The 14,091-nt window shown below is 57.3% G+C and carries 12 protein-coding genes; all 12 read left to right on the top strand.

Annotation, left to right across the window (positions count from 1 at the left end; translation table 11 throughout):
• Nucleotides 1–81: 81 nt before the first annotated feature.
• The 12 genes from ACR9Y2_RS03180 to ACR9Y2_RS03125 all read left to right on the top strand — a co-directional run bounded on the left by ACR9Y2_RS03180 (nt 82) and on the right by ACR9Y2_RS03125 (nt 14,087).
• Nucleotides 82–717 carry a uracil-DNA glycosylase family protein gene (locus tag ACR9Y2_RS03180; RefSeq protein ID WP_435039595.1) on the top strand — a complete coding sequence of 212 codons (636 nt, stop codon included), beginning with the start codon at nt 82–84 and terminating at the stop codon, nt 715–717.
• Nucleotides 718–904: 187 nt separating this feature from the next.
• Nucleotides 905–1,126 (top strand): hypothetical protein, encoded by a 222-nt coding sequence (locus ACR9Y2_RS03175; RefSeq protein WP_435039594.1) that lies wholly within the window; start codon nt 905–907, stop codon nt 1,124–1,126.
• Nucleotides 1,127–1,155: 29 nt separating this feature from the next.
• Complete coding sequence (locus ACR9Y2_RS03170) at nt 1,156–1,608, top strand: DUF4365 domain-containing protein (RefSeq protein ID WP_435039593.1); 453 nt, start codon at nt 1,156–1,158, stop codon at nt 1,606–1,608.
• A gap of 33 nt (nt 1,609–1,641) precedes the next feature.
• On the top strand, nt 1,642–2,556 hold the full coding sequence (locus tag ACR9Y2_RS03165; protein ID WP_435039592.1) for a restriction endonuclease: 915 nt from the start codon (nt 1,642–1,644) through the stop codon (nt 2,554–2,556).
• Nucleotides 2,557–2,568: 12 nt separating this feature from the next.
• Complete coding sequence (locus tag ACR9Y2_RS03160) at nt 2,569–3,315, top strand: uracil-DNA glycosylase family protein (RefSeq protein WP_435039591.1); 747 nt, start codon at nt 2,569–2,571, stop codon at nt 3,313–3,315.
• Nucleotides 3,316–3,433: 118 nt separating this feature from the next.
• Nucleotides 3,434–4,165, top strand: coding sequence for a DUF2971 domain-containing protein (locus tag ACR9Y2_RS03155; RefSeq protein WP_435039590.1), 732 nt, complete (start codon nt 3,434–3,436; stop codon nt 4,163–4,165).
• 15 nt (nt 4,166–4,180) lie between these two features.
• Nucleotides 4,181–4,828 carry a hypothetical protein gene (locus tag ACR9Y2_RS03150; RefSeq protein WP_435039589.1) on the top strand — a complete coding sequence of 216 codons (648 nt, stop codon included), beginning with the start codon at nt 4,181–4,183 and terminating at the stop codon, nt 4,826–4,828.
• 2,328 nt (nt 4,829–7,156) lie between these two features.
• Nucleotides 7,157–9,169 carry a methyl-accepting chemotaxis protein gene (locus tag ACR9Y2_RS03145; protein WP_435039588.1) on the top strand — a complete coding sequence of 671 codons (2,013 nt, stop codon included), beginning with the start codon at nt 7,157–7,159 and terminating at the stop codon, nt 9,167–9,169.
• 33 nt (nt 9,170–9,202) lie between these two features.
• Nucleotides 9,203–11,086, top strand: coding sequence for a chemotaxis protein CheW (locus tag ACR9Y2_RS03140; protein ID WP_435039587.1), 1,884 nt, complete (start codon nt 9,203–9,205; stop codon nt 11,084–11,086).
• A gap of 46 nt (nt 11,087–11,132) precedes the next feature.
• The gene (locus ACR9Y2_RS03135; RefSeq protein WP_435039586.1) at nt 11,133–12,197 is read left to right on the top strand and encodes a protein-glutamate methylesterase/protein-glutamine glutaminase; all 1,065 of its coding nucleotides are present in this window, start codon (nt 11,133–11,135) and stop codon (nt 12,195–12,197) included.
• Complete coding sequence (locus ACR9Y2_RS03130; protein ID WP_435039585.1) at nt 12,194–13,273, top strand: HEAT repeat domain-containing protein; 1,080 nt, start codon at nt 12,194–12,196, stop codon at nt 13,271–13,273. The genes ACR9Y2_RS03135 and ACR9Y2_RS03130 overlap by 4 nt, the downstream gene beginning before the upstream one ends.
• Nucleotides 13,254–14,087, top strand: a complete 834-nt coding sequence (locus tag ACR9Y2_RS03125) for a CheR family methyltransferase (protein ID WP_435039584.1) — start codon at nt 13,254–13,256, stop codon at nt 14,085–14,087. The genes ACR9Y2_RS03130 and ACR9Y2_RS03125 overlap by 20 nt, the downstream gene beginning before the upstream one ends.
• Nucleotides 14,088–14,091: the final 4 nt, after the last annotated feature.

Genomic DNA, 14,091 nt, shown 5'->3' with positions numbered 1-14,091 from the left:
CATTAGGTGTGTCACTAACAACGGCGCACACGCTGAATCGGTTGGACCAGGATTACCTTGAGCACTCTTAGGAGAAAGACAGTGCGATTTGAGCATGTGAAGGCGCTACCCTTCGTCGGCGAGAGCTACAACAAGGAGACCCCGTGGGGCTTGCCGATACTGATTCTCGGAGAGGCCCACTACACTACGATCCCCTTGTACCCCGAAATCACAAACGAGGTCGTGGAAGGATCAGTCACGCCCGACAGAAAGTGGGAATCGTGGATGATGATCTTCGCCAAAACACCGGGGATCTTCCATGGTGGCTGGACCGATCCAGAACAGCGGAGACGATTCTGGTCGTCAATGGCCTTCTATAACTACGTTCAGGAGTCCGTGGGGTCAGAGGCTCGGACACGCCCTACTGAAGAGATGTGGAAGAACGCTGTTCCGGCATTCGAGGAAGTGGTGAACCATCTACAGCCTCGCTTCATTCTCGTCTTGGGGAACGAACTGTGGAAGAACCTCCCGAAGACCTCGAAACCGGGGCCACCTGTTTCGTTGTCGGACGGTGAGTTGAGGGAAAGCCGACTCTACCCCAATGGCGCTGGTGACGCATTCGTGTTTGGGATCGCTCACCCATCGTCAATCGGATGGAGCTACAAGAAGTGGACGCCGTGGGTACAGGCTGCACTCAAGGCTGCGATCCAGTTTCAGAAGGGTGGAAAGGCGGCCTGACCGCCGCTGCTGCCGCCGGGTGGGTCTGAGGCTCTATCTGGCGTCCGCCGAGCGATCCTGGGCCATACTGAGCTTCGGAATGGGGTGTTTGGTGAAGGGAGAGGGTCGGATTAAAGCAGCCTCGGTGTCGAGTCAAACCGGACAAATCCTTCCCCATTCTGGAGTCAAATGGGATAACGTGGTTTTCGTGAGCCACATTGCCGAAGACAGCTTTGAACAGTACTCAATGGGAACCCTCGAAGATTCTCAACTAGCGCCGCTTGAAGAACATCTCCTGGTCTGTCATGAGTGCCAGGATCGACTCAAGACGACCGACGAGTTCGTGGCGACGATGAGGGCGGCTCTGCATCTTGGCGATCCTGATCAGGCAGCGATGGCGTCAGCGGTTCCAGAAGAGACGACGCTGTGACCCCCATCGACAAGCACGACTGGAGTCGCTTGAATTCACTTCAACTCGGCAAGTATGCAGAGTACCTGACGAAGATGGAGTTCGTGCTGTGGGGTTGCGATGTATTCACTAGCGAGGTTGACGACCACGGCATTGATTTCGTCATCCGCACCCGGCAAGGCAACCACTTCGACGTTCAAGTGAAATCCTTCCGCCTCACCGCCGGGAAGAGGACGCCTTATTACCTCTACATTCAGAAGTCGAAGTTCAAGATCCACCCGTCCCTACTGCTTGTGTTGGTTCATTTTGTGAAAGGTATGCCGCCAACGCTGTATCTGCTTCCATCCTGTGTTGGAGCCGATCCCAACCCGCTGCTGGAGAGCCGGGACTACGGCGAAGGAAAGAAGAGTCCTCCAGAATGGGGTTTGACGCTATCGAAAAAGAAGCTGGCGTTGCTGTCGGAGCAATGCGCCTTCGATACTGTCGTGAAGGCTCTCGAGTAGGCGCCCAAGGCTAGAGCAGGGATTGAAGTACCAATGCCCATCCCCGACTACCAATCGCTCATGTTTCCGGTTCTCCAACTCCTCGGAGACCTAGAGTTGCATCCTCTTGCCGATCTTAGAAGCAGCATTGCACATGACCTGAAGCTCACAGATGAGGAATTGGCCGCACGCCAGGACAGCGGAGCACAGACCTTGTTTGCCAATCGAATGGCATGGGCTGTTCAGTACTTGAAGTCGGCTGTGTTGATCCAGGCAGCAACTCGTGGTGTGTACAAGATCACCGACAGGGGACTGTCCGTACTGAAGACGCAACTGTCCGGGATTAGCGTGAAAACTCTGCGCCAGTTCCCCGAGTTCACAGAGTTCGAGGGTAAGGGTTCGGTAGCGGCCAGGACGACACTCCAATCCACTCCAAAGGACGAGACGAAGGCCACACCAGAAGAATCACTTGAGCGTAGCTACAAGGTGCTGCGTGAAGCCCTTGCACACGAATTGATGGAGACGATACAGAGCGGGACAGCAGCAGCCTTCGAGCGGATAGTAGTGGATCTACTGGTAGCGATGGGTTACGGCGGATCTGTGGAGGACGCCGGGAAGGTGGTCGGCAAGTCTGGTGATGGGGGCATTGACGGAATCATCAAGCAGGACAAACTCGGGCTGGATGCCATTTATGTCCAGGCGAAACGCTGGCAGGGCGTGCTTGGAAGTCCTGAGATTATGAAGTTCTCAGGAAGCCTTACGAAGCGGCACGCCAATCGTGGTGTCTTCATCACCACATCATCGTTCACGCAGGATGCTCTGGAATTCGTTGAAGCCCTGCCGCAGAAGATCATTCTGGTTGATGGGAAGCAGCTTGCGTCCCTCATGATCGAGTACGATGTTGGCGTGTCATTCACGAAGGCTTACACGTTGAAGCGGCTGGATCAGGACTACTTTGAGAATCTCTAGAGGCAGCTTCCGATGAACATCTCGGATCCCATTCAATTGAAGCTGTTGCAGGGTGTGTATCCTTGTCGGGAGTGTGCTGTCAAGCGACGGGCCTTCGTTTCCGAGTTCAGTGAAGTTCGTCCCGGCTATTTTTTCAAGTTCCCACCATTGATCGGCGGCAGCGACAAGGTGAAGTTGCTATTCGTCGGGTACAATCCCCGGCGAACCTCAAACCAGGCAATCCACAACTTCGCCATGAACAGCTTCCAAAACTTCTGCAAACTCTCGAACAACGTCGATCACAACGGTCAGCCGTACATCGGATCTCCGAAGACCTCGCCCGATCACGAACCGCACTACGACTTGCACGATGGCATCGTGCAACGAGTCTTCGATGCCCCCTTCAGTACGGTGGCAGCGGTTACAGAGATGTATCTCTGCGCCAGTGTAGATGGTCAACGTCTTCAGACCATGAACAGTCTATGCGCCCGACTCTACCTCAACCGCACCCTCGCCATTGCTAATCCGGAGTACATCATCACGTTCGGTGTCGGCTTGCCTCGATTCTTTGCGAAGTTCGTGCGAGGCATTCGAGCGGCTGTGTTTCATTTGCCGTTTCCATCAAGCCGCACTGCGCCGGAGTCGTTGATGAAGTCTGCGGTGGATTGGGCCGTCACTGGACTGCTGGCACTTGAAGGCGGCAGGCACCCACCGCCAATGAAATGGAAGTGGCCGTCCGCTGATCCAGCCTTGCCACAAGGCGTGATGGCTTATCAGTGATCAGCAAGCACGACAATACTCCAGCACGACCGGGGAACCCTTCATTTCGCCCGTGCTAGCTACAGCACACCATCCCAGGCCTTCAAGAACACGCCATGTAGCCGCTGAATACAAAGCGATGAGAATGACAAATCCGCACATCAGCATTTACAAACCTCAAAATATTGATAAGCGCCTATGGCGTTACATGAGCCTCCAAAAGTTCATGGATCTTCTTCAGCGCAGTTGCCTCTGGTTCACTCGTTTGGACCACTTCCATGATCCGTATGAGGGATTCTTGCCGGAGATCATCACCCGACTGGCCAACGACAAGGAACGTCCTGAATTTGCGCAGTTTCAATATGACCCTTGGCGCAAGAGGGCGTGTGCGAACTGTTGGTACATGAGCGACTATGAATCAGCCGCAATGTGGGATTTGTACTCGAAAGAGGGCGGCATTGCGATCACGTCTCATGTCAGCCGCCTTGGACCCTCCATCGCCCCAGAGTTCGACTCGGCTGGTTGGGGTTTGTATGGCAACGCTGTAAAGTATATAGACTTTCAGAAGGAAAAAGTAGAGACGATTGATGCTCAGGGTTCAATCATCCTAGCACAAGAGCTTCACTGCAAGCGGAAGAGTTTCGAGCACGAGCAGGAGTATAGGCTGACTGTGCGTCTCGAAGAGCGTGAGTTGATTGCCGACCTTCCTGGCAAGTCGGTCCCAATCGAACTGAACACGCTCGTCGAGATGGTGTACGTCTCACCGACCGCTCCGAGGTGGGTTGTTGCTGTGGTGCAGAATGTGGCGGAGAAGTACGGCCTAATTGCACCAGTGGTCCAGTCCGACCTGTACGCTCCTGTGGTGAAGTAGGATTCGGTATATCGAATGCCTTGCCCTGAACTCAACCTAAATGCCGGATTGCGAGATCGGTTCAACCGACATCGCTTCGATCGACTGCACTACGAGGGGAGGAGGATCATCTCTCATTGGTTCAGGTTGGCTCAGGAGAAACTGGATTGCGATCCCGCCGAGAGCTTTGAGCCTTTCATCTATGCCTGGATCGCTTTCAACGGATGGGCATCGTGCTGCACGGAGCTTGACCAGGACAGGCAGATTATCGAAGCGCTATCGAACAGCACTGAGTTGACTGAGCAGTTCGGGCAGGCTGTTACAATGACGGATGCGATCACGGAGAGTGCCGCACGGTTTTGGAGCACGTGGCCTGTGTTCAACGTGAAGGATCTAAGGCGTCGTCGGATTCCGATGTTTTTGGGATTGGACCGCTCGAATTTGATCTCCCACTACTTCCAGCATGCTGCTGGTAGCTATGCGCCTCGGTGCTATCGGCGGCACCTTGATGCCGAGGAGGCCATTCCGCTTGACTGGCCGCACACCATTTGGGCTATCTATCAAGTGCGCTGTAATCTCTTCCACGGCGACAAGTCGCCGCATTCTGAGACGGATCAGGTCCTGGTTCATTCAGGGTTGCAGGTTCTCGTGCAGTTCTTGACACATTCGGGTTACATCGCATGAGAGGCATCTACTAGCTAAGGCTTAGGCTTGACTGAATGGTAGTGTTTCCTGAACGGCAACGGACCCTCGAAAACTGCTGGAGAGTCATCATTCTCTTCGGCTAGAATGTCGCCTCGTACAAGTTCGCACTCGCCAAAGCCCTGATCGAACTTGCCGTTCAGGAGAGGAAGTTTGTGAAGCCCGAGGGGCTGGACGAACCATTCTCAAGGCACATCGTTGACCACCTTTCCAGAACCCCAAAACAAGCCACTTCTGTACTTCTTTCACATTCCCAGCGACCGAAGCGAGATGACAGCATTGGGGGTCAAAACAGGACTCGGAACACTGCGCCGAAGACAACCGCAATGATGCCGAACGGAAGCATGAGAGGGGCGGTGATCGGCCAACACGCTGCAACCTGCAATGAGCTAGTTCGAGTCCACCCCCCGATTTTGTGTGTAGGGTTCTCGACCCTAAAGAGGAAGTCGATCAAGCAGAAGAGGCCGTGAATGATCCAAATGAGCAGTCTCCCTATCACCGGATGGACCAGAGAATAGAGAGCAGCCACAAGCACCCGCCCGGCAAGGTTCAATCTCACACCCGGCCCCCACAGATCGAACAAGGGAAGGGCGTAGAAAAGGATCACAGAAAAAAAGATTGTTGCGACTACCGCAAATGCGATTGCGCCCGGCGGGGGGGAGTTTGAGCCGTGTGGTTGTGTGCTACTGCGGTAGGTGCAGAACTTGCCATCTAGACATGATATGCGTTTCGCCGCATCAGGCAGTGGACGTCAACCAGCTAACGACAAGAGAGGCTCTGTCTACCGGACTGACGTTTATGGCAGCGCCCTGCTCTGTCGCAGGCACGGAGACGATGGCTAGGCTAATGTGGTTCTCGTGGACCACATCCCCGATGAGACTCTCGAAAGCTACTCCATGCGAACCCTTTCAGAGTCAGAGGCCGGACCGCTCGAAGAGCATTTGATGATCTGCCACGACTGTCAAGTTCGGCTCGATGCCGTGGACGAGTATGTGGCAGCGATGCGTGCGACTACTGCGAAGTTGGTCGATGCCGGGGATGTTGGCGGAGCGGGGTCGGCGGTGATCCGGCTGACCCGGCGAAGACGGCTTAACTAAGCGCAGGGCGACCCGATCGGTGCTGCACGCCCCGGATCGACGTGAGCATGGGAAGAGACCACTCGACGGCTACCGAACGAACTGAAGGGCATTGTGCGCTCGTGACCGGTGTTCTGGCGGGGGTGGGGTGGGGTGATTCAGACAGTGTTTTTTGGAAACGGGTCCCATCTGCGGAGTGTTATACACCCCACCCGCCTATTGCCGGGGAGGGGGATGCGCCGAAGTCGTAATTCCCCGGCGAATTCGGCAAACGGGTCCCGGCACCGGAATCCTGGCATGGGACTCCAGGGCTGATTCAGGCTCTTGATCATTGGGCAGTGCGTTAAGGTTGGCTGGGGATGGTTGGCGGTTCTTTGGCGACGGGAGGGGGCGTTGCGTCTGCCGTTTTCGTGCTTCATACTGGAGGAATCAGAGCCGCTGACTACACCATAGGCTCTGGTCGATCTTCAGTCTAAGTGATTGAAAAAAAAGAGGAGTAGGTTGCGGAGAATGACAGGTTCTTCGTAATCAGCAGGTCGCCAGTTCGATCCTGGCGGGTGGCTCCAGCCTCATTTAGAATCAACGACGTGCGAGCAACGTAACGAGGGCAAACCGGCCTCAAACGAAGCATGAGTCGCTGATTGAGGCATGGCTCCGACCTGATCTGTCTGGTGAGCGCGTGAACTCCTTAATGAACGCAGCCAAGTGGCAGGGTTCGGAGTGACTTGCGCATCCCACCACTCACCTATGGCAACGCACTGATTCCAGGCCATCGTGGTGTTTCGGCTGGCCGCCAGCATCCAAAAGCCAGGCAACGCCACTCAGCAACTCCCGATATCGCGGCTGAATCACCACTTCGGGCGAGCAGCCCCCAGGTCACGCCACCACTCGATTCCAGGGCATCAGGAACGACAGGCTCTTCACATCGAGCATCTTTGCCCGCAAACGCAACCGACGAGGTTCCCAAGGCCTTGGACCGCCATCGGCGTCACTGACCCCACTGATTCTTGCCACTGGTGCACTTAGGGTAAGACGGTAGGTGCCTGCACCGATGAGGATCTTGTCGGAGCGACCCGGCCACTCGCCGTGCTTCCGCCGTGAAGCAGGCCTTGGAATACAGAAAGAGCCTATCGGTAGTACCGCCGTTGGGATATGCACAAGTTCCTGCGAGTGTCGATTGCGCTACCAGCTAAGTGCTAACCCGACCAACCGGACCGCCTCCAGGAGATTTCAAATGATTAAGCAGTACTCGGACACCCCCACCAACGGCACTACCGGCTCGCAGAGCCGCTTGGCCCTGAATCGACTCGGGCCCCAGAAGGGTTCGACAGCGCCGCCAGCGGTGAAGAAGTTCATGGAACCTAACGAGCAGGCTGATGACCTCTCCCAGAGCCGCTTCAGCGCCAAGAAGCTGGCTGAGGAAAAGGCGCGCGCCCGCACTGTTGCCCGCGCACAAGCCGTGGCGGAGAAGTTGTCCGCTGCCACAGATCAGGTAGCGAGCGCTATCACCGAGGCGACGGGAGCGGTGGAAGAACTGGAAAAGACGATGCACACCATCGCCGCGGGCGCCGATCAGGCGTCAGCCGCCGCAGAGGAGTCACGCGCCGCGATCAACCAGATTGAGAAGGCGTCGGATGGTGCGAACGACCGCGCCGAAGTGTCTCTGCGGAGGGTAAACGAACTGCAGTCGCTCGCCAGGTCGACCACGGCAGACCTCGAGGCTCTCATAAAAGGAGTTGGAGAATCCGCTGAGGCCAATCTCGATTCCGCCAAAATGATCGGTGAACTGGAGCGGCAGTCTGAAGAGATCGGCAAAATCGTCCATGCCGTGACCCGGATTGCCGACCAGACCAATCTTCTTGCACTAAACGCCGCTATCGAAGCGGCACGCGCCGGAGAACACGGCAAGGGATTCGCCGTGGTGGCCGATGAAGTCCGCAATCTCGCGGAGATCAGCGAAAAGAGCGCTCGCGGTATTCAGGAAGTCGTTAACGAGATTCAGAATCAGGTCAAGGTCGTTGCCGCAGACACCGAAGCGGCCGGCAAGAAGGGCCGTGAAGAAGTGGACAAGGCCAAGGTGATCACCCAGGACCTGCTGACAATCGCCACCGACTTCGAAGAAATTCAGGCAAACTGCGTCGAGATTCAGAAAAACGCGACGGAAGCACTGTCCGGCGCCAAGACGTATCTGAAGGGCGCCGAAGAGATCGCCGCCGCTGCCGAAGAGGCGACCTCGGCCTGCCAGGAAGCGCAGAAGTCGACTCAGGAGCAGTCCAAGGCGTACTCCGAGATGAGCGACGCCGCGCGCTCGCTAGCCGAGATGGCGGAATTGCTGAAGACTTCGACTAATGCTCAGAAGTCGGCAGAGGAACTAGCCGCCACTGCCGAAGAACTCTCCACCAACGCGGAAGAACTAAAAGCCTCATCGCAGCAGATCGCCATCGCTATCGAGCAGATCAACAAAGCCGCGGGAGCGCAGGCAAAGGCCGCGGAGGCCTCCAACGCCTTAGGTGCCCAAATGCGCCACGCCGCCAAAGGCATGGGCGACCGTGCCGAATTGAGCGTGGAAAAGGCTCTGGCCACGCAAAAACTCCTCGCCAGCAACAAGGTCAACGTGGATGCGCTGATTGTCAACGTTGGAAAGAGCGCCGTGGCCGCCGTCGACTCCGCCAAGAACATTCTGGAACTGGAGGAACGGACCCGTCGGATCGACAAAATTGTCGACGCGATTGTTATGGTGACCGTCCAGACCAAGATGCTCGCCGTGAACGGGAACGTCGAAGCGGCGCGCGCCGGAGAATATGGCCGGGGCTTTTCGGTGGTGGCGGGAGACATCCGGTCCCTTGCGAACGAAAGCAGCGAGAACGCCGACCGCATCAAAGACCTGGTCAAGAACGTACAGACTCAAATCACCAAGGTCGCCGGAGATATCGAACTGGCCGGAAGCAGAGGCCGGGCCGAGGTGGAACGCGCCAAGGTCTCCACGGCGAATCTGGATCGGATCGCAAGGGAATCCAACGTCGTCGTGACGGACATCCGCGAAATCGCCAAAGCATCCGGGGAGGCTGCCGCCGGACTGGAACAGGCAGGCAAAGCAAGCCAGCAAATCGCGGCTGCCGCTGAGGAAACGGGGCGGGCGTCGACCGAAGCGGCCGGTGCCTCAGAGCAAGGTCTGAAGGCCGCTCAAGAGATTGCTCAGGCAATCGAGGATATAGCGTCCCAGGCCGATGAACTGCAAAACGGGTAACGAATAGAGAATGTTTGCCCAAGGAGATCCGTAATGCAAAAAGACACTCTACTCGCATCCGCCGGCCTGAAGGACGAAAGCCAACTGGTCACCTTTCTGTTAAATGACGAAGAGTTTGGCTTTGACATCATGTCGGTACAGGAGATCATTCGCCTTCCCAAGCTGGCGAAAGTGCCTCGTACACCGCCCTATGTGGATGGCATCGCCAATCTGCGCGGCGTCGTCCTGCCGGTCATCGACATGCGCACCCGCTTTGGAATGGAGCGGGCGCAGGAGACCGATCGCACCAGGGTTCTGGTTGTCGATATCGATGGAGTCAAGACCGGTTTACGCGTGGATCGAGTCAAACAGGTCACAAGCGTTTTGCGCAGCGAAATTGAGCCGCCGCCTGCCGCGATCCGAGGGACCACCTCGGACTATCTTGAGGGGGTAGTGAAACTGGACAAGGGACAGCGCATCGTGATGGCCCTAAACGCTGCTCATGTCTGTGAAATCGGCATGCCGCGAAAGGCGGCTGCGGGGAATAGCGTGGCTCCGGGCGAGAAGCTTGCAAGCGCGGGATCGACGGGCCCCTTGACGGGCGCCGATGCCGAGGTCCAGAAGATGGTCACCTTCCGACTCGCGAAGGAGGAATTCGCCTTCCATATGGAGCATGTCCGGGAGATCCTGCGGGTGCAGACGCCGAATCAGGTTCCCGACGTGCCCGACTACGTGCTGGGAGTGCTGACCGTTCGGGGTCAGATTCTCCCGGTCATCGATCTGCGCCGGCTGCTTCATCAGCCTTCGCTGGCGGATGAGTTTGCAGATGGCTGCCGGCCATTGCGGGAGGAATACGAGTGCTGGATTGGCCAGCTAGCGAAGATCTTCGCCGACGGGCCGCAATCGAAGGTAGATGCTTCCGTCACGGAGCACCTCCGGAAGTGGCAATCGGAAACCAACAGTTCCAGCGAGATCCTGATGGAGTCGCTGGCGAAGGCGCGCGGACTGAATGAAAAGGTGATCAAGCAGCTTCAGCTTCGCTCCAGACACGAAGAGTGCGGAGACCGGGATGCCGCGGAGGTATGCGCCAACGAGGTGCTCTCGGGCGGCCGGGAGACTGTCGCCGTGCTGCGCCAGTTTGAACAGCAGGTTGCCCAGAACATCCAGGAAGACCAGCGCATCATTGTCGTGGATGCCGAAGGCCTTGTCCTGGGGTTGGTGGTGGATCACGTTCATGAGGTACTCAATGTGCCGAAGAGCCTGATGGAACCGCCGCCTCGCATTACGTCGAGTGGTGGGATGGAGTTGTCCGGGGTTGCCAAGCTGGATGACGGCTCCCGTTTGATCATGATGTTGGACGTCGGCAATCTCATGAAAGATCAGAAGCTACGGGACGTCCAGGGTTCTTCCCTCCAAGCAACTGAAGGGAAGAAGGCCGGAGAGATCTGCAAATCCGGCGCAGGTTCCCAGGATCTAAGTGAGATTCAGTTAGTGACGTTTATGCTCGGCCCGGAGGAATATGGCATCCCGATTTCGCAGATCCAGGAGATCGATCGCCTTTCCAGGATCACTAAGGTGCCCAAGGCAGCCGAGTTCATCGAGGGCATCACGAACCTGCGGGGAGAAGTAATCCCTGTTCTGGATACGCGGAAACGCTTCGACCTGGAGGTCAAACCGGCTGACGACCGCACCCGAATCATCATCGTCGATCTCGGCGGTGTGAAGACGGGGTTGGTGGTGGACTCGGTGCGGGAGGTCCTGAATCTCGCCAAAAAGGACATCGCACCGCCGCCCGAAGGCATCGGTTCAGGAATTGATCAACAGTTCATCTCCGGAATCGGCAAGGTTGATGCGGGTAAGCGCATGATTGTGCTGCTTGATGTCGAGAGAATTCTCTCCCGGCAGGAGCAGGCGCAACTCTCGGAAACTGCCAACTAATTCGAAAGAAAGGGCCGGCTTGTCCGGCCCAGTAGCAACAAAACAAATGAAGAAAATCCGAGTGCTCGTGGCGGACGATTCTGCCCTAATGCGGCAGACCCTTAAACGGATCATCGGGGCGGCGGCTGACTTTGAGTTGGTGGGCGTCGCCCGGGACGGCGAGGATGCGGTCTCCAAGGCCCGGCAGCTGCGGCCCGATGTCGTCTCGATGGACATCAATATGCCGAAGCTGGATGGGGTTACGGCTCTCCAGATGATCCTGCAGGAGCAAATCTGTCCTGTCGTCATGGTTTCATCGCTCACTCAACGCGGCACTGCCACGACATTCGAGTGCTTGGAGTTGGGAGCATTCGATTTTGTCGCCAAGCCGGACGGCACGGTGTCCGCCAACATGGGTCTCGTCGCGGACGAATTGATTTCGAAGCTCAAGGCTGCGGCGTCGCGGGGCATCGTTGACCGTCACCAGCGCAGCCGTGAACCTCGGCTGCCGTACCGGCCGCCGCTTCGCGACGCACCTACGGGCAGCACACGAAAAATGGCTGTTGCAATCGGAATCTCCACTGGCGGGCCGGCTACTCTGCAGGAGGTGCTCCCGCAGATTCCGGTCGACGTTCCCGCCAGCCTTTTTCTGGTTCAACATATGCCCCCTTCCTTCATCGCATCGTTTGCGAAGCGATTGGACGACCACTGCGCTCTCAAGGTGGTAGAAGGGCGTTCGGGGATGCCTGTGGAACCGAGCATCTGTTATGTAGCGCCGGGCGGAATGCACCTGTGTCTGCATCGCAAAATGACCGGCGAGCTGGTCATCCGCACACCAACCACTCCCGCGACACTGTTCACGCCGTCGGTAGGCGTCATGATGGCGTCGATCCTAAGCATTTACGGCGCTGACACTATCGGCGTCCTGATGACCGGCATCGGTGACGACGGCGCGGATCAGATGGTAGCGATCCGGCAGGCCGGAGGCCATACCATCGCCGAGAGCGAGCAGACGGCCGTGGTGTACGGAATGCCTCGGGAGGCCGTCGAACGAGGTGGAGCATGCGTGGTTGCTCCCAGCTATGAAGTGGCGCGAGAAATCCTTAAGGCCGTTCGGAGAACAACGGAATGAGCAGCATCGAAGAGTACATAGCAAAACTGGGTTGTTCCGACGAAGCGGCGCGCATTGATGCGGTTGAGGATATCGGGTATGTGAATACCCCGGACGGCGTGCCGGTGCTCTTGGACCATCTCCGCAAGGAGCCCTCGCGCACGGTACGGAACTCCATTTTTCAGGCCCTGATTCGAATCGATGGGGACGCAGCCATAGAAGGTTGTCTTAGGTTATTCGGAAGCGAGGATCCCCAAACTCGGAATCAAGCCGTGGATGTGCTGCGCCACAAAGGCCAAAGGGCGATCCCATTCCTGAACCTGGCCATGCGCGATGGCGACAAGGATATCCGGAAACTCGTTCTCGATACCTTGAGCGGAACACAGGCTCAAGGTGCCGGTGCGATCTCCGCCGTGGGGCTTTCCGATGAGGATCCGAACGTCGTGATCACTGCCGTGGAAAACCTGGGAAGGATTCGGGCGGAGGAATTTCGCAGCCGGATCGAGGACCTGCTCCGCGAGGGCTCGCATCCCATGCTGCTTGTTGCGTGCGTGGAGGCGCTGGTCAGCATCGGCCACCCAGAATCATTGGGGGCAATCCGGCGCCGGTTCCCGGATCTGACGACGCTGCCGGATTTCTTTGTGCCGTCGTACCTGAAGGCGATGGCGGCGCACGGGTCGCAAACCGAGTTCGATGAGCTAGTGAATCTGCTAAAGACGCGCGGCCGCAATCTGCGCCCCGCGATTCTCGGAGCAATCCTCGCCATGTGCTCGCGCTGCCAATCTCCGGAAACGGGTGAGAACCTGTTGCCGGTGCTGCGCGCGATAGTTGAGAATGGTGATCCACCGCTCTGCCGCTACCAGGCAATTAAAGCAATGGGCTACTGGGCAGACCGCGACGAGGTGTCTGCCTACCTCCTACTCTGCCTGAAGAACCCGGAGCGTCTTGTTCGACTTGGGGCAGTTGAGTCCCTTCGCATAACGAACCAGAGCGGAATGGAAGTCGTTCTCGCTGCGCGTGCGCTTGAGGAAACCGACGACGAAGTCCGGCAGGCGCTGAGCTGCGGCGAGGAGTGCCATGCCAGAGATCTCAGTTGAACAATTTCAGAAGCTAAGCCAACAGATCTATCAGAAGCTGGGACTTCACTTCGATGATAAGAAGTTCTACTTCCTGAAGACGCGGGTAGCCAAGCGGATGGCAGCGTTAGGCCTCGTCGATCCCAAAGACTACCTGTTCATGGTTAGCTACGCCGATCCGGACGGCCTGGAAATGCAGGCCCTGGCGAATCTGGTTACTACCAACGAGACCTACATGTTCCGGGAGTATGACCAGTTGCAGGCGTTTGCCAACCACTGCCTGCCCGAGGTGCTATCGGCCAAGCAGGCGCGCGGCGAGAGGTCGCTGCGAATCTGGTCCGCGGGTTGCTCCTCCGGCGAAGAGCCGTACACGCTGGCGATGATCCTCCAGGAAGTGTTTCCCCAAGCGCAGTCCTGGGATTGCGAAATTGTCGCCTCCGACATCGATCAGAACATGCTCCGGAAGGTCGATGCGGCGCGCTACGGAGCCCGCTCTGTGAACGAGGTGCCGGAACAATACCGCGAGAAGTACCTTACCGAGGACGGTGGAGAGTACGTGGTGCGGCGAAGAACCGCCGGTTTGGTGCGGACCATGCACCTCAATCTCAGTGACCGAATGGCGATGCGGACCATGCGCGGCTTTGACTTCATCTTCTGCCGCAACGTCCTGATTTACTTCGATGATCTCTCTCGCAAGGCGGTAGTAGATCACTTTTACAATGCCTTGAAGCCGGGAGGATTTATCTTCCTGGGACACTCCGAATCGGTGGGTCGAGTGACGACAGCGTTCACTCTGAAGCGGTTCGAAAGCCACCTGGTCTATGTGAAGGAATAGCGAC

Source organism: Paludibaculum fermentans, assembly GCF_051172195.1.
In the GTDB taxonomy this organism is placed as follows: Bacteria; Acidobacteriota; Terriglobia; order Bryobacterales; family Bryobacteraceae; genus Paludibaculum; species Paludibaculum fermentans_A.
Note: the sequence above shows the minus strand (reverse complement) of the source record. Positions and strands in the feature narration are given on the sequence as shown.

Excerpts from the sequence above, each read along its gene's own strand:
- ACR9Y2_RS03135 (WP_435039586.1), top strand. The coding sequence starts at position 11,133 with ATGAAGAAAATCCGAGTGCTCGTGGCGGACGATTCTGCCCTAATGCGG.
- ACR9Y2_RS03125 (WP_435039584.1), top strand. The coding sequence starts at position 13,254 with ATGCCAGAGATCTCAGTTGAACAATTTCAGAAGCTAAGCCAACAGATC.
- ACR9Y2_RS03140 (WP_435039587.1), top strand. The coding sequence starts at position 9,203 with ATGCAAAAAGACACTCTACTCGCATCCGCCGGCCTGAAGGACGAAAGC.
- ACR9Y2_RS03160 (WP_435039591.1), top strand. The coding sequence starts at position 2,569 with ATGAACATCTCGGATCCCATTCAATTGAAGCTGTTGCAGGGTGTGTAT.
- ACR9Y2_RS03150 (WP_435039589.1), top strand. The coding sequence starts at position 4,181 with ATGCCTTGCCCTGAACTCAACCTAAATGCCGGATTGCGAGATCGGTTC.
- ACR9Y2_RS03155 (WP_435039590.1), top strand. The coding sequence starts at position 3,434 with ATGAGAATGACAAATCCGCACATCAGCATTTACAAACCTCAAAATATT.
- ACR9Y2_RS03145 (WP_435039588.1), top strand. The coding sequence starts at position 7,157 with ATGATTAAGCAGTACTCGGACACCCCCACCAACGGCACTACCGGCTCG.
- ACR9Y2_RS03130 (WP_435039585.1), top strand. The coding sequence starts at position 12,194 with ATGAGCAGCATCGAAGAGTACATAGCAAAACTGGGTTGTTCCGACGAA.
- ACR9Y2_RS03165 (WP_435039592.1), top strand. The coding sequence starts at position 1,642 with ATGCCCATCCCCGACTACCAATCGCTCATGTTTCCGGTTCTCCAACTC.